We start from the raw sequence: 22,207 nt of genomic DNA, 5'->3' as shown, positions 1-22,207 counted from the left end.
CTATAGCTCTAAAAGTCAGTAGGAGTAAACCTTTCTCTACTTTTTTCTCTTGAAGGAGCAATTTTTTCTCCTGAAAAAGCAACTCTACTAAACTGCTATTGTTAGTAGGATATTTTTGAAATATTTTGTTTTTCTTAAACAAAAATTTTCTTAAAATACTTGATACAACTCGATAGAAATATATAACTTAAAAAATATTTCAACTTCTAAAAGTTAGAAAGATTTCTATTGAGTTTTAAAAAAATAAATATAAAAATTGTATAATTAGTTAGTTAATATAAAACTTTCTAACCCTTAATCACTTATTTCTTAATCACTTATTTTACGAGAAGAGGTACAAGTCATAAACTTCATGTCACAACCCAAAAGAAATAAAATAAAAAAACACCAAAACAGCGCAAGAAAATTTCGTTGATTATTCTTAACTCAGGGGTCAGTTGATTATTCTTAACTCAGGGGGTCACTTATACTTATCTTATTTATACTTATCTTAATACTGATATAGTGTATAGTGTGAGAAATAAATCTAATAAATAAATTAATTTAAGAAACAACTACCCTCTATCCTCGAGACTATTCGCTTAATATTCGCTTAAACTATTTAGAAGTTATTTATTTACTTGTTCATTTATTATCTCTAAAGCAGTACAATTTGAACCCATTAGGGAAAAGCAGTTATAATCTCAGTCTTTGTGCGCTATAAGCTTAAACTTGACGGATAATTGTATTCTCTAAATTTCTGGTTGTACCAGGAGATCTTATGAACAATATTCATGCTTACAAACGACGTATTGGTCCAATTGGTTTAATGATGTCTTCTGTAAGCGCTATGATTGGTTCTGGATGGCTTTTTAGCTCCTTGTACGTGGGCCGTTTAGCGGGACCTGCTTCACTCCTAGCTTGGATTTTCGGGGGAGTCTTAGTAGTGATTGTCGCACTTACCTATGCAGAAATAGCTACCATGTTTCCCATTACCGGGGGGAGTACCCGATTTCCCCAATTAACTCATGGAACCTTTGTCAGCTTATTTTTTGGTTGGATTACATGGTTTAATTTAATGACGGCCCCGGCCACTGAAGTTCAGGCAATGATCCAATATGCTACCAACTACTGGCCTAATTTAATTCACCAAGATGGTGCTGGCGTACATGGGTTAAGTCCAGCAGGCTATTGTATCGCTACGTTTATGATGATCGGCTTTAGTTTAATTAATATTTATTCCATCCGCTTCATTACTCGTCTCAATAATATTTTTTCATTTTGGAAATTAATTATTCCCGTTTTGACTGCTATTGTGCTTATAATCGTGGCTTTTCATCCACATAATTTTTCTAATCTCCGATATGGTGGATTCCTTCCAAATGGTTGGAAAGGAGTATTTGCTGCGTTAGCTACTGGAGGCATTTTATTTGCTTTTAATGGTTTTAAACAAGCGGTAGAACTTGCAGGGGAAGCAGAAAATCCAAGCCGTACTGTTATTGTCGCGATTCTTGGTAGTTTAGCTATAGTATTGATTATCTATGTACTATTACAAGTTGGTTTCATTGGTGCTTTAAGTCCTCATAGCTTATCAAAAGGCTGGCTCTATATACATTTTATGGGAGATGCAGGGCCTTTAGCTGGGCTTTTGATGACACTAGGTATCGCTTGGATGGCAATGTTACTTTATACTGATGCACTAGTTGCCACAAGTGCCGCAGGTCTCGTCTATAGTACCAGTGCAGCACGAACTTTGTATGGATTAAGCACTAACCGTCAATTACCTAAATTTTTACAAGAGGTCAATGAAAGAGGTATTCCTGCCAAAGCAGTACTTATTAATTTTGTTCTTGGCATGACATTTTTCTTACCTTTCCAAGGATGGTATGCTATGGCTGAATTTATGTCATCAATTATCGCCCTTTCCTATATCACAGGGCCTATTTGTTGTTTATCGCTACGTTATCAATTACCAGACCACAAACGAGTTTTTCGTTTACCGTTAGCAACTATATGGAGTTTCATTGGATTTTATATCTGCACTCTCATTATATACTGGACAGGCTGGGGTGTCGTTTCTAAATTAGGCATTAGTTTAGGCGTATCTTTTTTGCTGTTTATCATTTATCGATGTTTTTCTGATCGCCCTCGTGGGATCCATATGAATTGGCGTGCTTCTCTTTGGATGTGGCCTTATCTAATTGGACTGAGCTTTATTTCTTATTTAGGCTCTTACGGTGGGGGGCGTGAAACGATCTCCTGTGGCTGGGATTCTTTGTATCTTGCTATTTTATCTCTTCTTTCCCTTTATCTAGCTATTTCCTTTCGAGCCAGTGATAAGCATGTAAAGGATACACTCGCTCGTTTTGAGGAGGAAGTAAACACGGGTATTCCAACAATGGTGCCCGATGAAGAAATGAAAACTCATCGAATAAAAGAAAATAGGTTATCTTGGCTGAATGATGCTTAACACTTTGCCAAAGATGTATTCAGAAATTGATTAATGCATTTATTACTTGATAGGATTTAATCCCCCATGAAGAAGCTTTACGTTAAAACACACGGTTGCCAGATGAATGAGTACGATTCTGATAAAATAGCAGATGTTCTTCATCTTTCTCATGGTTTGGAGTTAACTACTAATCCCGAAAACGCAGATGTTCTATTACTTAACACATGCTCTGTACGAGAAAAAGCCCAAGAAAAAGTATTTTCTGAATTAGGGCGATGGAGGCTTTTCAAAGAAAAACGACCCCATCTAATCATTGGTGTTGGAGGTTGTCTAGCAAGCCAAGAAGGAGATAGTATTTTAAAACGTGCCCCCTTTGTAGACATTATTTTCGGGCCACAAACCTTACACCGATTACCAGAACTATTAAAAAAAGTAACCCAATATAAAAAATCAGTTATAGACATAACTTTCCCAGAGATCGAAAAATTTGATTACTTACCTGATCCTCATCTAGAAGAAAATCATCCCTCAGCTTTTGTTTCTATTATGGAAGGATGCAGTAAATATTGTACCTTTTGCGTAGTCCCTTATACACGAGGTGAGGAAATTAGCAGGCCATTTGATGAAGTCATTAGCGAAGTCGTTAGTTTAACCCAGCAAGGTGTTCGAGAAATTACTTTGCTCGGTCAAAATGTTAATGAGTATCGCGGTCTTATGTATGACGGACAGATAGCCGACTTAGCTTTACTCATTCATTATTTGGCAGCCATCGAAGAAGTAAAAAGAATTCGCTTTACCACTTCTCACCCTTCTGCTTTTTCAGAAAATTTAATTGATGCTTATGCCGAAGAGCCAAAACTAGTCAATCACCTCCATTTACCAGTACAAAGTGGTTCTGATAGAATCTTAGCGGCCATGAAACGTAATTATACTGCCCTTGAATTTAAATCTAAAATTCGTAAACTACGTCAGGTTCGACCTGGTATTAGTATTTCTTCGGATTTTATCGTCGGTTTTCCAGGAGAAACAGAGGCAGATTTCCAAGCTACAATAAATCTTATTCACGAAATTGGTTTTGATCATTCTTTCAGTTTTATTTATAGTCCTCGCCCAGGTACACCTGCTGCTCAATTACCCGATAATGTCCCTATGAGTGTTAAAAAAGAACGTTTAGCAATTTTACAAAATCGTATTAAAATACAAGCTGAGAAAATTAGCCAATCAATGGTAGGAACTCAACAACTAGTTTTAGTTACGGGACTTTCAAAAAAATATTCTCATCAACTCAGGGGTCGAACGGAAAATAACCGAGTAGTAAATTTTGTAGGAGAAAAGCAATTGATTGGAAAAATGGTGGTAATTACCATTAAAGAAGCTCGCCCACATTCGTTATGGGGGGAGATATCTTTCATGACCGATAAGTTAGAACTTTCATAAATTAGCTCGACCAATTCAATTAAATTAACGCCCAATGAAAATAAACGACTCACTAAACCTTGTAATTAATTTGATGAGAATTCATGTTTGATTGAACAGTATCTCGGAGTAAAAATTAATAATAATGCTAATAAATTTGACATTATGGGTATTCTCAAATCTGTAGACAAATAAGTAGCATTATTAAAAAGTCTTAATGAAAGATACACTGTATCATAAAGAAATAGTTTATTGATAAAATATTAGAGTCAATAAAGTTTTTCTGAATATTGGAAATATTTGATTATCTAACTATCGGAAATTTTCATATAAAAAAACTAAATACAAAATTAAAGTCTGCTAATTCTTGTTATTAGTTAAAGAAGTATATCTTTAACAACATTATTCTAATCCTATCCAGAAGCTAATCCTATCCAGAAGTAGGATATTAATTTTATAATTAGCCACTCCTCAGAAACTAAAAAATATTTCTTGCTGTTAGATCTAGAATTTCAGCTTTAGAATAAAAGAACTTCTCTATATTATGTTAACGTATCCAGATTGAGAAACTGAAGAAAAATTCGGTTATTTTTTTGGAGATTTAACCTAAAAATTAATCCTTACTTTATGTTTGTTACACAACCTTTTTAAAGGGCTTAGACTCCTTTTTAAGGGACATTAATCACTTCAAAAAAAAGGAAGTATGGAAATTATAAGATTAGTGTATATACAAGGATAAACATTAAACGATTTATTTATTATTTTAGATGCAAGCAAAAAGAACAAATGTAAATATTTTAAATTCATATGGATTTTGGTTCTAAAACTAGAATCACGTAAGAGATCACCCTAACTGATATGCCGCCCAAATATACAGAGTCTAATTTACAACATCCCTATTCTTTTATTCCAGAAGATTGATCGAATCTGCAGGAAATTAATCAAATTTAATTTCCTTGTTCAAATAAAATTATATTGTTTGTTATCCTGTGTTTCAGTAGATTATCAAAGTATATGAAAAACAAGAGAAGAAAGCTTTATATTGAAGTCCAAAATAGCACTCAATTTTCTTCTCTTCCTACTTTTTTGCAATTACAAAAATGGGTCAATACTACTTTTCAATTTGTTCCAGTAATGTTGAATAAAAATTTATCCGAATTAATAATTCGATTTATTGACCGCGAAGAAAGCAGGGAGTTGAATGAAACTTATCGCCATCAAAAAGGACCAACAAATATTTTATCTTTTTCCGAAGATACTATTCTTGGGTTACCCGTGAATTCACTTGGGGATTTAGCTATCTGTGCTCCTATAGTAGCCGAAGAGGCTGAGTCACAAAATAAATCCTTAGAAGCTCATTTTTCCCATCTTGTGATTCACGGAGTATTACATTTGTTAGGATACGATCATATCGAAACACAAGAAGCTGCAAAAATGGAAGAATTAGAAATTAACATATTGTCTCAGCTCGGCTATAAGGATCCTTATAAAGATTGGTAGGTAATACTTACTATAAAGTACTCGTTTTTATTAATGAGTCAATATCCATAAGTGATAAAACACACCCACACCTATGTTGGATGGAACACTCAGTTACATGTTTTACTCTAGAAAAATCTAAAGACTACGAATAATTAATTGTAAACCCTTTCAGAATGTAAAAAAGTCGCTCTCGATCGATGATCCCCCCCCGCGAGAAGGTATTAGCGATGATTTAAAGTACTTTAAAAGTCTTTGAAATAATAATTCGTTCTCTTATGATCCTTCTTTTTTTAAAAATTCTTGCTCTTTGCTAATTGTGAAATCGGTGATTAAATGATTTGCATTTACTTATTAAAGATTTACTTCAAATATCTCATCAAAGAAACACTAGTAAAAATTTAAATTAACGATCTTGTACAGTAAGCATTTTTATTCTAAAGAGTGCAAAAGTAGACCATATTATTAAAAGAACTTTGATGAAAACTATACCATATGAGAATTATGGTAAATGAATAGAATAATGTTTCTAGACTAATGATTATGAAAGTTTTTTAGAATAAAATCTTGGTAGTATTGAAAATACAATTAAGATTTTAAAAAAAGAGCTTTACAAGAAGAAGAGTTTAAGATTACTCAATTATAATAAAAATTAATTTATCATTCACAGCACTCTACCGCTAATTTAAAATTGCAATGATTATTTTAGAACTACAATTTAGTAAAACAATTCAATACGAAACAGTAAATATATTATGCAACAAATTGCTCACCTACTTAGACAAAATGAAGTGATTAAAACTGATTTCTTAATAAAGAACCATCATGTTAGCTCTTATAAAGAAAGTATTTTATTACTTTGTTTAATCCAGAAAATTCCAAAGAATGAATAATTTTTTTTTAATCTTTTTGCAATACTCGCTGGCGCCCTCTTGCCTCTAAGTTTCGCGCCAGTTAATTGGTTTCTAATGGCTTTTATTTCGCCGGCAATTTTATTAGCTATCTGGGAGTGTTCTACTCCTTTACAAAGTTTATGGCGAGGATGCTTATTTGGATTAGGATTTTTTGGGATCGGGACTTCTTGGGTTTATGTCAGCATACATCAATTTGGAAATGCGAATATTCCTTTAGCAGTTTTAATTACTATTCTGTTTATTTGTATTTTATCAATATTTATTGGGATCCAGGGTTTTTCTTTTTCTTTAACTTTCCGTCACAAATCAATGGTGACAACTTCATTATTTACTTTTCCTGCTTGGTGGGTAATTTGGGAATGGTTTCGCAGTAAATTGTTCACTGGGTTTCCTTGGCTTTTTCTGGGATACAGCCAAATTTATTCTCCCTTAAAGGGTTTTGCTCCTCTTATTGGAATTTATGGTGTATCCTTAATTGTGGCTTTAATTAGCGGATCTCTATATCTTATATTTATTCATAAAAAGGGAAAGATAAAAATATCTAGTGTTCTTCTTATTGTTATTTTGCTGATTATAGGAGGGAAATTAACAAGTAGACAATGGACCCACCCTCAAAAAAAAATTCTTCAAATAAGTATAGTGCAAGGGAATATCCATCAAACTATTAAGTGGGATATTAACTGCCTATTTTCAATTCTTCACACCTATTATTCAGAAACATCTAAATACTGGAAAAGTGATATTATTGTATGGCCCGAAACCGGAATTCCCATTTATCCTCAAGAAATTCCTTCTTTTATGGATTCTTTGAATAAAAAAGCAAAGAAATATCAAACCGCTCTCATTGCTGGAATTCCAATTTATCATGAAAAAACTCAACAAGTTTTTAATGGGCTCACTGTTTTTGGTGAGGGACATGGAATTTATTTAAAACGTCATTTAGTACCTTTCGGTGAATATCTACCGTTTACCCGATTTTTTTCTAGCGTAATTAAATACTTCAATATCCCTATGTCAAACTTAAGCTCCGGACAATGGAACCAGCCTGCTATTTATGCAAAAAATATTTCTTTTGCTCCTTTTATTTGTTATGAAATTGCTTATCCATTTGAAGTACTAAATAGTATGGAGGGAAAAGCATTTATCGTGGTAGTGAGCGATGATAGTTGGTTTAATGACACAATTGCTTCTGCTCAACAACTCCAAATTGCCCAGATGCGCGCTTTAGAAACAGGACGATATTTAATCTATAGCACGAATACAGGTATAACTGCAATTATAGATCCCTCAGGAAAAATATCTCAATCAGTTCCAAAAAATAAACTGATTGTCTTGATGGGTCAAATCACACCAATGAGTGGAAAAACTCCCTTAATGAAATGGAATTACTACCCTATCTTAGGAATAGTAATTATTTTCATTTTGCTAGAATATATTTAGAGCTTATTTAAAGTTTTAAATGAGTAATTTTAAAAGAAATAAAAAAATCTTTTAATAGTTAATTTTTTAATTAAATTTAATATTTTTAAGATAGAACACTGCTTCCATCAGCTTAATCACTGAGGTATCCTAACTAATTATGAATGCAACATTTTATACCCCATTAAATATTGAACAAGCCGCCCAAAATTACTGGAAAGAAAATAAATGCTTTGAAGTCAAAGAAGACTTAAGTAAGGAAAAATTTTACTGTTTAGTAATGCTGCCCTACCCGAGCGGAGAACTCCATATGGGGCATGTTCGCAATTATACAATTGGAGATCTAATTGCTCGTTATCAATTTCATAAAGGCCGAAACGTCTTACAACCCATGGGATGGGATGCGTTTGGTCTACCCGCAGAAAATACCGCTATTCAACGAAAATTGTCTCCAGCGGACTGGACCCGTAGAAACATCAAAAGAATGCGAAAACAATTGAGACAACTAGGTTTTGCTTACGATTGGTCCAGAGAAATTGCTACGTGTGATCATACCTATTACCGCTGGGAACAATGGCTTTTTCTCCAGCTCTACAAAAAAGGTCTTACTTACAAAAAAAACTCCATCGTTAATTGGGACCCTGTTGACCAAACTGTGTTAGCTAATGAGCAGGTAATTAATGGACGGGGATGGCGTTCAGGTGTCGCTGTAGAAAGGCGTGAAATTTCTCAATGGTTTTTAAAAATTACTAATTATAGTAAAGAGCTTCTTCAAGATCTTGATGAATTGAAAGAGTGGCCAGAACAAGTGATTAGAATGCAACGAAATTGGATTGGTCAATCTCACGGGGCAACAGTACTCTTTGCTCTAGAAAAAAGTCATAATAAATTAAAGATTTTTACTACGCGTTTAGATACTCTCATGGGAGTTTCCTATATTCTGATAGCTCCTGAACATCCTCTGGCAAAAGCACGTTCTAAAAAAAGTAAAAAAATAGCTGAATTTTTAAAAAAATGCACACAAACACAGATAGCGGAAGCACATGATACTCAAGAAAACGAAGGCATTCCAACGGGTCTTTTTGCCATTCATCCGATTACGCAAGAAAAATTACCTATCTGGATTGTAAATTATGTTTTAACGGAATATGCTTCTAGCGAGGTTATGGGAGTGCCAGCTCACAATAAACGTGATCATCTGTTTGCTTTGAAATATAATCTCCCTATTAAGCCAGTTATTAAACCTACTCAACAGAGTAAATGGAATTATGATCAAGCCCCTTATCTTGGTCCCGGAAAACTTTTTAACTCAGGACCATTTGACAAAATTAATTCAGAAAAAGCATTTGATGTCATTATAGATTATTTAAAAACTTACAAATATGGCAATCGCCAAACCAATTATCGCTTACGTGATTGGGGTATTTCACGCCAACGCTATTGGGGAACACCCATTCCTATTATTTATTGTAAAAGTTGCGGTACCGTTCCAGTACCTGAAGATCAACTTCCTGTTCTATTGCCAGAAAATATAATTCCCACTGGCCATGGCTCTCCATTAAAAGAAAGTCCTGAATTTTATAAAACCAAATGTCCAGTCTGCGATAAACCAGCTTTACGTGAAACAGATACCATGGATACGTTCGTCGAATCCTCCTGGTATTACGCTCGTTATACCTGCTACGATCAAGATAGCGCCATGTTAGATAATCGCGCCAAATATTGGACTCCTGTAGACCAGTATGTTGGAGGTATTGAACATGCTATCATGCATTTGCTTTATGCGCGCTTCATTCATAAAGTACTTCGAGATCTTGGTTTGTTAAATTCTAATGAGCCTTTTGCGCGATTACTTACTCAAGGGATGGTTTTAAGATATGGTTCAAAAATGTCAAAATCTAAAGGAAATATAATTACCCCTCAATCATTGGTAAAAAAATACGGATCAGATACTGTTCGGCTTTTTATGATTTTTGCCGCTCCACCGGAACAAGATTTAGAATGGTCAGACAATGGTATCGAAGGTGCCCATCGTTTTCTAAAAAAATTGTGGAGTTTCTCAGATCGGGTAAAAAATACTTTAATAGTTATTAATCAAAAAAAAGAACGAAACTATTACCAATGGGAAAGTTCTGAGCATAAAAAAATTCGACAAGAATTACACGAACATTTATTAGAAGCTAATAAGGATATAGAGCGTTATCAATTTAATACAGTCGTTTCATCTACAATGAAAATTTTAAATGTACTTATCAAATTAAGCACGGATAATGAGGCAGAATCACATTTAATTCATGAAGGTTTAGGAATATTATTACGCTTGTTGTCCCCTATTACTCCTCATATTACCCACTTTCTTTGGCAAGCTTTAGGATTTGGAGAAAATATTTTAAATTTTTCTTGGCCTAAACCAGATTTAAAAGCTCTACAAAGTTCTCACGTTAAAATGGTTGTTCAAATTAATGGGAAATTGCGAGCTCGAATCCAAGTTGCTTCGGATGCTTCAAATGAACTAATTGAAAAGACTGCCTTAAATCAAGATAATGTTCAACGTTATATCTCTGATAAAAAAATTAAAAATGTCATTGTTGTACCTCAAAAATTAATCAATATCGTGGTATAAAATACATGACCAATAAAATCCGAGCGATTTTTATCCCTTTAATTAGTGTACTAATTTGTACTATAGTGTCAGGATGTGGATTTAAACCACGATCGCCCAAAGATATTCCTATATATCTTTGTATTCTTTATATTGATGCTCCTAATCCTTATGATAGGCTGACTATTCAATTAAGCCGGACGCTCCAAGCATTAAACGTCCACTTAACTAAAACAAGAGAAGAGGCTCCGATTATCCTTAGAATAATTAATATTAATTGGAAGAATCCCATCCCTACTATTTTATATAGTAGCACAGCAACATTTTATACTTATTTATTAAGTTTTGACTTTGATTTAGAAACAATCAATGGGAAAATATTAATGGGTCCTAAAAAGTTAATTTTACGACGTCGGTTAGTAGAAAATGCTAATCAAATATATACTCCTAACGCTACCCGACTAATCAAGGAAGAGATGACCCAAGCAATGGTATCTTTGATTTATAAAGATTTAGTTAGTTTCCCACACCTGGTTCACACCCCTCCATAGGAGATAGTCAAGAAGACTTTATTTCTGGTTCTGTTTTTGGGAAAAAGCTAAACTAAAGATCATATGCAAATATCATCTAAACAACTTAACACTCATTTAAATCAAACATCACTTTTGCCCATTTATCTTATATGTTCAGATATCCCACTTTTGGTACAAGAAACTCGAGATAGCATTAGACAGGCCGCCTGGCAGCAAGGCTTCCAGAAAGGAGAATTATTCTTTATTGAAACAGGATTTAATTGGCAAGTACTCAAGATTGCTATTGATAATTTCAATCTTTTCAGTGAAAAAATATTTATTGAAATACGAAACCCTCAAGCAACGTTTGACGAGCAAACCACTCAAATATTATTACATTATTTAAAGAACCCACCACCTAATAAACGATTACTAATTATTACTAATAAACTCACAGCTACACAACAAAAAACTAAGTGGTATAAAGCTGTTTCTAAATTTGGAGCGGTTATCCCGCTTTGGCCAATATCCACTCAAGAATTACCGACCTGGATTGCAGAACGTTTTAAAAAATTTAATTTAACTATTGACATGGAAAGTATAAATCTTCTTTTAAAATTGACGGAAGGAAATTTATTAGCCACTCAACAAGTGATAGAAAAATTATGTTTACTGTATCAAAATAAATTAATCTCCCCCCAAACTATAAGTGCTATCACTAATGATAACCCATGCTTTAAGATTTTTGATTTAACAGAAGCTGTATTGTTAGGTCAAACATCACGAGTAACACGAATTTTATTGACTTTAAAGTTTGTCAACAAAGAAGCTGCTCCTTTAGTATTGTGGTCGCTTACCCATGAATTACGAAATCTTTATATGTTTTTTTATGAACTTAAAAATGGAAAATGCCTTTCAGAATTATTAGCTTCCCAAGGGAAAACACGCAAGCAAGCATTGCAAATAGCACTCTCACGCCTTAATCCGCAACTTATTACTAAATTATTGCAACGTTCAAAACAAGTAGATTGGATGATAAAGGGAATAATTCCAGGAAATACCTGGCAAGCATTAGAGAGATTAAGTTTAGCTATTGCAGGGAAGGAATTACGATGAGTTTTCCATTATTAGGATTATTTGGAGGAACATTTGATCCAATTCATAGTGGACACATAACCATTCTTAAGCAATTAGTTAAAAAAATTACTTTCACAAATATTCAATTAATTGTTTGTGGACAACCACCTCATCGTCCACAACCTATAGCTACCTCTAAAGATCGCTTAGAAATGATAAAACGTGCTATCAGTACTCGATCTATTTTTGCTATTAATGATATTGAAGTTGTAAGAAAAGAAATTTCTTATACCATTTATACTCTGCAATATTTACGAAATTCATTTCCTAACCACTCCTTGTGTTTTATTCTTTCCACCGCCGCTTTTGCTGATTTTAATCTCTGGCACCGCTATACAGAATTTTTAACCTATTGTCATTTAATTGTGATAAATCGAGAAAATTACCATTTATTACTTACTGAAAAATGGTTAAAAACCTTACTTCGACATCGAACCGAAGATCCTAATGATCTAAAAAAATTTCTCTCAGGAAAAATATTGTTTCAACAGCTTCATACTTACCCGATTAGCGCTACTAAGATTAGAAGTTATTTAGCAAAAGGTAATTACTCGGCTATAGAATCTATGCTGCCTAAAAGTGTATTTGAATATATAAAAAAGCATAATCTTTATCGATAAACGCATTAAATTTTAAAAAATAATAACTTTTTAATTAAAAATGAGTTATAATTTACAGTAAACGAAAGTTTTATATAGAGAATAAGAAGAAAATATATAAGACAATTAAAATCGTATTTTTAGTTAGCTTTATTAGTAACTCCGCTAGTATATAGCGGCTCTGCCTATTGTATAAGTTCGACCTTTAGCCACACCAGGGAATACCCCCCACCCAAATCAATATAAATATATCCCATCAACTCAATATTCTTATAATCATCAATTAGTAAATCTAGGTTGTTATATATCAACTTGTTCTGATTTCCTGATAGGATAATCCTTTTTAGCATTATTATAAAAAGTACGATACCTATATATATTATATTAAGGTATGCGCTATTTTTTAGCGACATTCCTCTCATTTCTTTCAAAATACACTTAGAGTACATAGTTTGGTACCTCGCTTATTAGCAAGCAAGAGATAGTTTTTAACAACGTACTTGTAGTTTATATTTTAAAGTATTATCTATACTTTTAATATTCTCGAGAGTCTAAAAACATACACCTAAAATTCTTTTGACTGCCTTTGTTTGACTTCTTATTTACTTTTTTGCGAAATTTTCGTCAAACCTTTTAAAGGTTTTAAAAGGGTTAATTCCCTTCATTCTTCCTGAAGAATTTTATTTTGGAATCTGGAATTTAACTATGATTGAGAATTTTTACTTTATAGTAATTTTTACCTTATAAGATAAACTAATAAATTTATTACATGAGTCATTATATGATCATATATAAATATAATTAAGCTTAAGATAAGCACAAAAAGTTACCACAAATTAGAGAGATATCAACCCCCACGCTTTTTTTAACTAATCTAGGGGATCGTATCATTATTTATACTACCACTTCACAACACCATACTCATGGATTATCTACTAATTATCTACTATCTAATAGTATCAGGTGATTTGGTAGATGAAAAAAAATAGAGCACACCTCTCTACTCTCGGAATAGAGGTTGAATCTGAATCAAAATAGATCTACATAACCTCATTGTCTAGATTATACTTGCCAAAATCCATAATTTTGATACTCTCGAAAAGTTCTGTAGTATAACAGAAAACACTAATTAAGGTTATAAAGTAAGGTTATAAAGATTCATCTTATTGCCATAAAGAAAAAAGATTTCTATATCTTGGATCAAGAAAAATTTTAAACTTATTTTGATCATCTATCGAAGGATTTTACTTTAAATATTCTTCAAATTCAAAAGTTAACTAGGATTCAAAATTCTGATTCTACAAAGATAATCCTTTAAAACAGCCAAATGCTTTTTAAAGTCGATTTTTAAAAGTAAGTAAAATTATCGTTTTTAATAAAATTTGGAAAGAAATTAATACCTTAATTTTATCGTAAAAATAGTAGACTAGCGAGAGAAAGATCGAGTAATAAATTTATTAGTTAGAGTAAAGGTTTAGAAAAATTTGCATTCATTTGTTTTCACAAAAATAATTGGCTTGTTCGTCCCTTACTCAATTAACTCTATCTTATCCGTCAGTACGTATTGTTATTACAGAGAAAATTTATAGAGCTTGAAGTATAATGGCCAATCATCCTTATCATCATTAATGACAAAATACCAACGTATGAAAACAGTACGACTGGCGCTTAAAAATATTCAATTTGAAACAAGATTATTTAAAAGCCGTAGTTTTAGTACGTTTTTATTTATTCTTTTCTTTAGCTTTACTCTTATAGGACATTTGATTTATCTCCAAATTAAAAGCCATCACTTCTACTTTACATTATCTCAAGATAATTTATTAAATATTATACCTATCCAACCTAACCGCGGGTTAATTTTTGATCGTAATGGAGTACTCTTGGCGAAGGATATTCCAGCCTATACATTAGTTATTATTCCGCATGATACTAAGCATTTGAATCAAATAATAAAACGATTAACAAAAATTCTTCCTATTACTAAGGAAGAAGTAAAACAATTTTATCATATTTTATATCAATACCGTCCTTATCAACCCGTTCCTATAAAATATAAATTAACTAACGAAGAAGTCGCTCGTTTTTATGTGAACAGTTATCAATTTCCGACTGTACATATTGAAACACAAATGATTCGCTATTATCCCCTAGCCGATATTACTAGTGACGTTTTAGGTTATGTGGGACGAATCAATCCCCATGAATTACATCAAGTAGGTACAGAATGTTATACTACTGATGATGTAATTGGAAAAACTGGTATTGAAAAATATTATGAAAAACAACTTCATGGAAAAATGGGCGCTGAAGAAGCTGAAATTGATGCGAGTGGACGGGCAGTACGCATTTTAAAGAAAATTTTCCCTGTACCCGGAGACACTATTTACTTAACTATTGACAGTAAATTACAAGCCGAAGCAAAAAAAGTTTTGGGTAATGAAAGCGGTGCTATCGTCATTATGCAGCCAGACACCGCACAAATCTTAGCTCTAGTCACTAATCCCAGTTTTGACTCCAATCATTTTGTATCAGGATTAAGTCAGGAAGAATACCAAAAATTGCTAAATTCACCTGAGCATCCCCTTTACAATCGAGCTATTCGGGGGCAGTTTGCTTCTGGCTCAACCGTGAAACCTTTTTTAGCGTTAATAGGGTTGGATGAAGGAATTATAACTCCACAACATCAAATTTATGATCCGGGTTGGTTTCAATTGCCTAACACTCGCCATATTTATCACGATTGGCGGGTAGGAGGACATGGATGGGTTAATTTAAGAAGAGCCATTGCCGTTTCCTGCGATGTATATTTTTATAACTTAGCGGTATCGTTAGGTATTGAACGCATGGACGCTATATTACATCGCTTTGGTTTTGGTTACTTAACAGGGATCGATTTACCTGAAGAAGTCCCCGGGCTTGTACCTTCTCCGCATTGGAAAATGGGAATCAAAGAGTACCCTTGGTATACGGGAGACACTATAGAAATGGGTATTGGACAAGGATTTTTCCTTGTTACGCCTTTGCAATTAGCTCAAGCGGTTAGCATCTTAGCTGAACGGGGTAAACGATATCGTTCTTCATTATTATTAAAAATCATCATGCCAAATGGAAATAAAAAAGTCCAATCACCTATTATAGAGCCGCCAGTTATCTTAAAAAATCCCCTTAACTGGGATATTGTGATTCATGCTATGCAAGATGTAGTCGATAAACCTTGGGGTAGTGCTGAGTTTTTTGGCAAACATCCAGGATTCTCTGTTGCAGCCAAAACTGGAACTGCTCAAGTTTATGGTCATCAACGTGATGAAGATAAAAGCCGCACTAATATTCCTAAACGACTACGTAATAATCATCTTTTTATCGCTTTCGCCCCTGTAGAACACCCACAGATTTCCGTTACAGTAGTAGTTGAACATAGTGCCATGGCTGATAAAATAACGGGAAAGATTATGAATTATTATTTTAAACATCCAGAAACAAATGATCAAAAACTTCATTCCATTTAGTCGTCCCTTACGTTACAAAACACGACTTAAACGAAGAGTTTCTCAGCTACTCTGGCAGTCATTACATATTGATCCTTGGTTAGTAGTTTTAGTTTCTATACTTGCTGTATTTGGTCTGTTTATTTTGTTCAGCGCCAGCAACCAAAATTTAAATCTTATTCTGAAGCAACTATCCTGGCTAGTAGTCGGTTTTATAGTGATGTTCCTCTTTGCTCATTTGTCTCCAAAATTTTATTATCAATGGACACCTTGGGCATTTGGTTTTGGATTGTTTCTATTAATTAGCGTATTAGGTTTTGGAAATATTGGTAAAGGGGCACGACGTTGGTTTGATTTAGGATTTTTTCATTTACAACCTTCTGAAATTATGAAACTAACCATGCCAATGATGCTTGCTTATTATTTCAGTAATAAAGAATTGCCCCCCCAAAAAAAACCTTTATTTTTTTCTTTCATACTTTTAATATTCCCTACTATTCTAACTGCGAAACAACCTGATTTGGGAACTGCCATAATTATAGGAATTTCAAGCTGGTCCGTTTTATTATTAGCTGGAATAAATTGGCGATTAATTGTAGTTTTTTGTGCTATAGGTGTATTGAGTACTCTTCTCCTCTGGCATTTTATGCATCCTTATCAAAAGGAACGGGTGTTAACTTTCTTTAACCCAGAAAGAGATCCTTTAGGAAGCGGGTATCATATTATCCAATCAAAAATTGCTCTCGGTTCTGGAGGTTTTTTTGGCAAAGGATGGCTTCATGGGACACAATCACATCTGCAATTCTTACCAGCTCACGCGACTGATTTTATTTTTGCCGTAAACGGTGAAGAGCTTGGTTTTGTTGGCTGTTTTATCTTACTGACTCTTTTCTTGGTTATTTTTATCCGGTGCTTATATATAAGCAATCAAGCTCAGGATACCTATGGCCGCTTATTAAGCGGCAGTTTAACTTTAACATTTATCTTATCTGCATTAATTAACATAGGAATGGTTATTGGCATTTTACCGGTTGTCGGCGTACCTCTGCCGCTTATTAGTTATGGAGGTAGTTCTGTTATTACGACCATGGCTGGATTTGGTATTATCATGTCAATACATACGCATAGAAAATTATGGCCTAGTTAATTTAGGCACATACTAAATTTAGGCACATACTAAATAACTTCATTGAACAAACCTCTCATGTGTTTATTTAGAACTCTAATTAAACATGAATTTACATATATTATTTTATATTAAAAGATTTTTTCTAAAAAAACTTTATATCTTAATTTTATTCAATGCTGATGCCATTTCTAAACCCACCAAAGAATCCTAATTATCTCCAACAATTAATACATTCATTAATTATATGCTAAAAGATTATCGATTTGAGTTTACAAAACTTATTAATATGTTCTTTAATGTTCAATATAATCAAGAAATCATCTATAAGATCACCTACCTATATGAAGCAAAATCTTGGAATCTTTAAGAGATTCTTTTTTAATAAAATACATATTCAAGATGGTGTTAAGTCAATTACTGGAAAGCTTATCCAATCTACACGCCTTAGAATATCCTTACTATAATAGATATGGTATTCCTCCTAAAATTATTATATCTATAATAGGTATTGAAAACTAATTATATTCAATAAGTTGGAAACTATACCGCCTTAGACCTTTAAAGCATTTTAACTTTTCATTACAAAACTCGCACCAAATTTTTCTCATACGAACTTACTCACTTTTTTACTGACCAAACAACAACAATTACCTATTTTTTAATAATCAGTTCTTATACAGATGTTATTGAAATTCCTCAATTCATGCCAAGCGATCCTATCGATACTATAAAAGTAAATTATTTTTATAATAAGGGGATATCGATTTTATCAAAAATAATAATAAGATTATCAGGCCATCCTTAGTGTCGCTAATTTTATGTATACTTATGAAGGAAAAATTAACCTATTACATGCACACTCGTTCATCAAAACCTTTTGAGATCTTTACTACTCCTTATTAATTTTCTAAAAAAGCAAAAAAATGATTAATCTTTAATATTTAAAAAATAAAGAAATAAACCCTTCGGATCCCCCATTGCACCCTCTCAAAATAGCACAGTACTGCTGCTGCATTAGCTTTCAATGTAGTAATGGGTTTTCTGAATACTGGTCTATTTTGTCAAATTTTGCTTAATTATTAATATAATCCACGTATAAATACATTATGCCTGTTTATCAATTGAGTCAAAGCAATAATTCGAAAAAAAAGATAATCAAGAAGCTCTCTTAAATATACCTGACACAAATATCAGTAGGGAGGAACACTCGTAACACCTTTGGAAAATAATCAAGAAGTTTTTCAGAGGAAGGATATATCCTACTAAAAAGAAAGGGGCTACATTTCTTTAGAAATCTACTCTATCCCAATTAAAGCGCCAGAATAAAAAAAGCACATCTATTTATATCAAGCTCTTTCATTAAAACTAGATAATTTTTCTTTTAAAATAGTATAGAAGTAATGATCGTCTCTCACAAACAACTTTTTATTTGAAAAGGCTACAATCGCGTATGCATAAGGACATTCAACTTTTCAGGAGAGAGAAAAAGAAGCTATAACACAAAAGAAAGTACTATATGCCCCTCTATAACACAATAAATAATTGCTTTTTTCGTCCTTAAAAATAGTACTACGCTCTAAAAGAGAATATCTAAAAGTAATTGCGTTGTGATTTAATGTCGCGAGTAAAAATTGGAGCGATGGAAAATATTTGAACGATTAATATAGCTTTATATCATTGAATATCTAAAAATAAAAATAATCAATTTCAAGAAGTAATTGATCATTTTAATAAAACCCTGTTTAATTAAATCTTAATCAGGCCTCATTCTCATTAAACTCTGACTACCACTTATATGTTTACAAACAAGGAGAACATAAATTTATTCTTGCTCATTATCTTCATTAATTAGCAAAATACTAAGCATAGATTATTTATAGGTTAGCTTGCAGATCTACCAAGAACAAGATCCTGAAGTACTCTCTACTCTCTTATTTTAAGAGATTGCATTTAAAAATAGATTATTTTTAATTTTTTTAAAAAAATTATTAATATTTATTTAAAAATAAATCAAAAAATACCGATTAAAGATTATAACAAAGCTGTAATTATAAAATCCCAATAATTTGAAATTAAATATATTTTAACTACACTAAAATACAATAACAAGGATCTCCCTCTAGCAGCTTCTAATTCTGGATTATGTTCAATATCTTGTTAACGAAGATGTTAATTATTATTAATTAGCATCTGATTTTAGATTTGTAATACTGAATTCTAAAAAAACTTTAAAATCTATTTAAAAGAAATTTAATGAGATGAGCAAAATGATACCCCACACTTATGTGTGGTAAAATTCTGAATCTTGGGTATGGAATAAATTTCTGTAACAAAGATATTACATTATTAGCGAAAGAATTCATGAGCGTTGTTAATCTTTCAGAAAAAATACTTAATAGTCAAAAAATAAAAATCTTTATAATATTCATGAAAATAAATCATTCAAAAAAGATTTTTAAATATTTCTTTGATTTTAAATAATCAAAAAAAGCCTTATAGATAGTTTGGAAGCTTTCCAGAAATTCTCTAGAAATAACTCTAATAAGTTCCTGTATAATTTCAAACAAAAAATTTGATGCACTATGACCTAGTATCTATATATTCTGTTTAAAAAATTCTTCAATCTATCTGATTAAAGAAGATTATTCTAAGATACGTTTTTTAAGATATTACAATGCAATAACATTCTCTTACGTACATATAAAAGAACCTATTTATTAATTATTCAATTGTATTGCAGAACTCTTAATATTTCTTCTTCAGAAATAAAAATAGCAAATATGGTCTTCTACCTTTTAAGTTTATATCCAATAGCTGCTAAACGCTTAATAAGCGAAGGGTGTGTTGAAAACAAATCACTTAATGAATTTTGAGGTTCAATACCCGCTTTGATTGGATCGTAAATATACGCGGCTTGTCGAACGCTTTCATGAGGAGTTCTACTATATTGAGATACATATTCCTCTCTATTTTGTACATGATCATCTTGAATTTTTAATAGTGCACGCGCTAAAGGTTCATTATCACGCATTAATTCTACAGAGCTCGCATCAGCCATATATTCTCGGATTCGACTTAAATAAAGCATTAATAGCATAGTTACTAAAGGTAATAAATAGCGCAACACTAATATAAAAATAAATAACTGATTTCGAGATCCATTTTCTCGGGAACGCTCCCCCCCAAAAAGAACACTAAAAAAGAAAATATCCACAAAAATTAAAAGAATATTGGTAAGAACAGAAGCTGTTAAAGTTAAACGTATATCCATGTGGCGAATGTGACTGACTTCATGTGCCACAACAGCTTCTAATTCACTACGATCCAATTTCATTAAGAGACCATGACTAATAGCAACCATTGCCGACTTTTCACTAAAACCACTAGCAAACGCATTCATATAATCCGCATCTATTACATAAACTTTAGGGATAAATTTAAGTGCTGCAGCAACCTTTACTTCTTCTACAACGTTATAAAATATCTTTTCCTGAAGAGTTCTAGCAGAACTGGAAGTAATTTCCCGATACTCAGTACCAAGTAGCATTAATTTATGATGAAAAGCAAATGTTACATACAAAGAAAATAATGCAATTAATCCAGTAACAAATGTCGCACTTGGAAATATTTTTAAGGTAATTAGTGCTGTAAATAGTTGGAAAACTGTTGCCATTGGGTAATGGCCTGCGTAAATATATAGATCGATCAGAAGCCCGATCCCTAAATAAATTAATATAAAAGTAATAATAACTAAAACAGTTCTACGTCGATTTCGGCTTAATGATTCTCGCCAATTAACAGCAGTTGATTTAAAATCATGAATAGAACCCATATTAAAGAACCCCCCATGAATTCCTTTAACTCCATATCTTTAAAAGATATATAAAGACCTATAACTAAAACACCTCCTATATAACTAAAACTATAACTGTACTTTATAGTTTTCTTGTTCTTGAATCTTGTCCACTGGTAATTGCCAATAAGGAAAATTAAAATCTAATTTATTACGAAATGTGCGAACAACTATTGACGGAAAAACCATTTTCTTTCTCACATTATAATGTTCAACGCTATCGTTATAAGCTTGTTTAGCATAAGCTAATTTATTTTCGGTATTAACAATTGTCTCTTGGAACTGTATTACATTTTGATTTGCTTTAAGATCAGGATACTGTTCAAATACGATATACAATCCGCTCAGAATCTTAGATATTTTATTCTCTGCCTTCATACGAGTATTATCGTCACCTAGCTGTTTCGCGGTTTGCGCTTGATTACGTAATGCTACTACGTCTCTTAAAGTGGAACGCTCGTAATCCATGTATTTTTTAACAACATCAATTAAGGATTCAAATACTTTATATCGTCGGTCTAGTTGAATATCGATTTGTTTGTTATTGTTGCGAATTGCTTCTATTAAAGCAATTAAACTATTGTAAGTTGCTACAGCATAGACGCCTATCAAAATCGATAACATAAGCATAATAAGAAAGAAAATCATGGTCTTATCCTTTTATTGTACAATTAATGTTAAATTTTATATTATACCCTAAAGCTCAATATATGCCTAGATTTTTAATCATACATATATCTAAATCAATATAATCTTTGACAGTATTCAAAGTATATAAAAACCTTAAATACTATTCAATAAAAAGGGTACAGTAAAAGGGTACAGTAAAAATATTTCTTAATTAGATCTCTATCAGAGTATATCTAATTTAATCTATAAAAGATTGCAGAAATTGCAGAAAAAGTCTTTTATTAAAGTTAAATTTAGTTTTAAAAGGCTATATAACGAGCTTGAAAGCTCGATAAATTAACAAACTACAATACTTGAAAATCTTTTCAAGCTTTTATAAACTTTTTCAAGTTCTTACTTAAGAAATTCGTATAAATTTTGTTTTTCTGATCAATAAAAATTGATTTTAGATAAATTTTTCAACTATTTTTTAAATATTCAATAAAATAGTTTGATTTTTCTATAAAATTTTTCTGTTAATTCTAAATTAATACAAATTAGTAAATTGTATTTTTCTTAATATAAAATCATAAGGCTATAAAGTTGTAGGGTTAAATTT

At 32.1% G+C, this 22,207-nt stretch carries 12 protein-coding genes; 10 read left to right on the top strand and 2 right to left on the bottom strand.

Annotation, left to right across the window (positions count from 1 at the left end; genetic code table 11):
* Positions 1–760: 760 nt before the first annotated feature.
* The 10 genes from CLERM_RS03845 (at position 761) to rodA (ending at position 17,144) form a co-directional block, all read left to right on the top strand.
* Positions 761–2,449, top strand: coding sequence for an APC family permease (locus tag CLERM_RS03845; protein WP_102157263.1), 1,689 nt, complete (start codon positions 761–763; stop codon positions 2,447–2,449).
* Between the two features lie 66 nt (positions 2,450–2,515).
* The gene (miaB, locus tag CLERM_RS03840) at positions 2,516–3,868 is read left to right on the top strand and encodes a tRNA (N6-isopentenyl adenosine(37)-C2)-methylthiotransferase MiaB (RefSeq protein ID WP_102157262.1); all 1,353 of its coding nucleotides are present in this window, start codon (positions 2,516–2,518) and stop codon (positions 3,866–3,868) included.
* 993 nt (positions 3,869–4,861) lie between these two features.
* Positions 4,862–5,347, top strand: a complete 486-nt coding sequence (gene ybeY, locus CLERM_RS03835) for an rRNA maturation RNase YbeY (RefSeq protein ID WP_102157261.1) — start codon at positions 4,862–4,864, stop codon at positions 5,345–5,347.
* Between the two features lie 911 nt (positions 5,348–6,258).
* Positions 6,259–7,680 (top strand): apolipoprotein N-acyltransferase, encoded by a 1,422-nt coding sequence (lnt, locus tag CLERM_RS03830; protein WP_275094197.1) that lies wholly within the window; start codon positions 6,259–6,261, stop codon positions 7,678–7,680.
* A 139-nt stretch (positions 7,681–7,819) separates the two neighbouring features.
* Positions 7,820–10,282 (top strand): leucine--tRNA ligase, encoded by a 2,463-nt coding sequence (leuS, locus tag CLERM_RS03825; protein ID WP_102157259.1) that lies wholly within the window; start codon positions 7,820–7,822, stop codon positions 10,280–10,282.
* 5 nt (positions 10,283–10,287) lie between these two features.
* Complete coding sequence (locus CLERM_RS03820) at positions 10,288–10,812, top strand: LPS-assembly lipoprotein LptE (RefSeq protein WP_102157258.1); 525 nt, start codon at positions 10,288–10,290, stop codon at positions 10,810–10,812.
* 63 nt (positions 10,813–10,875) lie between these two features.
* Positions 10,876–11,889 carry a DNA polymerase III subunit delta gene (gene holA, locus CLERM_RS03815; protein ID WP_102157257.1) on the top strand — a complete coding sequence of 338 codons (1,014 nt, stop codon included), beginning with the start codon at positions 10,876–10,878 and terminating at the stop codon, positions 11,887–11,889.
* Positions 11,886–12,530 carry a nicotinate-nucleotide adenylyltransferase gene (gene nadD, locus CLERM_RS03810; RefSeq protein WP_102157256.1) on the top strand — a complete coding sequence of 215 codons (645 nt, stop codon included), beginning with the start codon at positions 11,886–11,888 and terminating at the stop codon, positions 12,528–12,530. Before holA ends, nadD begins: the two co-directional genes overlap by 4 nt.
* 1,625 nt (positions 12,531–14,155) lie before the next feature.
* Positions 14,156–16,018 carry a penicillin-binding protein 2 gene (mrdA, locus tag CLERM_RS03800; RefSeq protein ID WP_102157264.1) on the top strand — a complete coding sequence of 621 codons (1,863 nt, stop codon included), beginning with the start codon at positions 14,156–14,158 and terminating at the stop codon, positions 16,016–16,018.
* Complete coding sequence (gene rodA / locus CLERM_RS03795) at positions 15,993–17,144, top strand: rod shape-determining protein RodA (RefSeq protein WP_102157254.1); 1,152 nt, start codon at positions 15,993–15,995, stop codon at positions 17,142–17,144. The genes mrdA and rodA overlap by 26 nt, the downstream gene beginning before the upstream one ends.
* A gap of 2,770 nt (positions 17,145–19,914) precedes the next feature.
* Here the strand turns inward: rodA and htpX are convergent.
* Positions 19,915–20,958, bottom strand: coding sequence for a zinc metalloprotease HtpX (htpX, locus tag CLERM_RS03785; RefSeq protein ID WP_102157252.1), 1,044 nt, complete (start codon positions 20,956–20,958; stop codon positions 19,915–19,917).
* Positions 20,959–21,048: 90 nt separating this feature from the next.
* On the bottom strand, positions 21,049–21,627 hold the full coding sequence (locus CLERM_RS03780; RefSeq protein WP_102157251.1) for a LemA family protein: 579 nt from the start codon (positions 21,625–21,627) through the stop codon (positions 21,049–21,051).
* Positions 21,628–22,207 lie beyond the last annotated feature (580 nt).

The organism is Coxiella-like endosymbiont (genome assembly GCF_002871095.1).
Taxonomy (GTDB): Bacteria; Pseudomonadota; Gammaproteobacteria; order Coxiellales; family Coxiellaceae; genus Coxiella.
This window is presented reverse-complemented; position numbering and strand designations above follow the sequence as displayed.